The sequence below is a fragment of the Syntrophorhabdaceae bacterium genome, assembly GCA_028713955.1.
Classification (GTDB): domain Bacteria; phylum Desulfobacterota; class Syntrophorhabdia; order Syntrophorhabdales; family Syntrophorhabdaceae; genus UBA5609.
In genome coordinates, this window is record JAQTNJ010000132.1 from 7288 (window position 1) to 8547 (window position 1260).

Annotated in this window: 2 protein-coding genes; both read right to left on the minus strand. The window is 46.4% G+C overall.

The window, feature by feature from the left end; all coding sequences use genetic code 11:
* Positions 1-145 precede the first annotated feature (145 nt).
* On the minus strand, positions 146-706 hold the full coding sequence (locus PHU49_11160; GenBank protein MDD5244561.1) for a DUF374 domain-containing protein: 561 nt from the start codon (positions 704-706) through the stop codon (positions 146-148).
* The coding region (locus tag PHU49_11165; protein MDD5244562.1) for an ATP-binding cassette domain-containing protein at positions 703-1260 on the minus strand (558 nt) is incomplete at its 5' end. The genes PHU49_11165 and PHU49_11160, both read right to left, overlap by 4 nt.

Here is a 1260-nt window from a genome sequence, read left to right on the forward strand (position 1 = left end):
GATAAAAAACGGGAGGGCTATAAAGGTCAGTATGTTGTAGACTATCTTCCACATGCTATGGCATCTGCCTTCTCTGTAATGGATAAAAGTATATGTTCGAATTCAATCCTCTGTTTTTCCATGTCTTCGGAGGTACTTTCTTTGCTTATATGGATCGGGTCTCCCCAGAGAAAATAGATCGTTGAAAAAGGGTAGGGCAGGATGAAATTATCCCAGGATTGAAAAGTTTTTTTTTACTTGCACCGTAACTGACAGGCACTATTGCCTTGCCGGATAGTTTTGCAAGCTCTATGATGCCTTGCTTTACCTTGTACCGCGGACCTTTCGGGCCGTCAGGCGTGATTGCCACGTCGATGTTATGCTTCAGGTCATGCAGTATTGTTCTGAGGGAAGAGACGCTCCCTTCTTTTCTGTAGGATCCCCGTATGGAGCCAAGTTTGAAAAAACGGATGATCCGGGCAATAAATTCACCATCCCGATGGCGGCTTATCAGTACCTTTCCTCCACCGCCTTCTTTCGCGAAGGGCATCATGAGCAATCTCCCGTGCCAGAAACAGACAATGAAGTTGCCGCCTTTATCCCATTCCTCCTGTATGGCTGATTTATTGATATGTTCGAGCCGCAATGTCATTTTGAGGAGTGTGAGGATGACATAGATAAGAGGTGGCAGCACATTGAGGAGGAGAAAATACTTTATCTTTTTCATTTTTTACCTATCTTTATGATCTTTTTCTGTGTACCGTTTCTGAATTGCAATTCATAGAGCCGTCTATAAGGGCCTTCGGCCTCCATGAGGGTAGCGTGAGTTCCTTCCTGGACGATCGTCCCTTTTTCGAGAACGATGATCCTGTCGGCATTGATGATCGTTGAGAGCCTGTGGGCGATGATGATTGTCGTTCTTCCCTTCATAAGGTTCTCAAGCGCCTTCTGTACCTCAATCTCTGACGCGGCATCGAGAGAACTCGTTGCCTCATCGAGAATGAGTATGGGCGAATCTTTATAGAGCGCCCTCGCGATGGCGATCCGCTGTTTTTGACCTCCCGAAAGTCTTACGCCTTTCTCACCGACACCTGTGTCATATTTCTTTGGAAGCTTGACGACAAAATCATGGGCATATGCCATACGCGCCGCTCTCTCCAGCCTTTCCTGGTCAGGGACGACACCATACGCTATGTTGTTTTTAATGGAGTCGTTGAAGAGGATGATATCCTGTGTCACGAGGGCAATATTTTTTCTCAATGAGTCCAGCGTGACATCCCT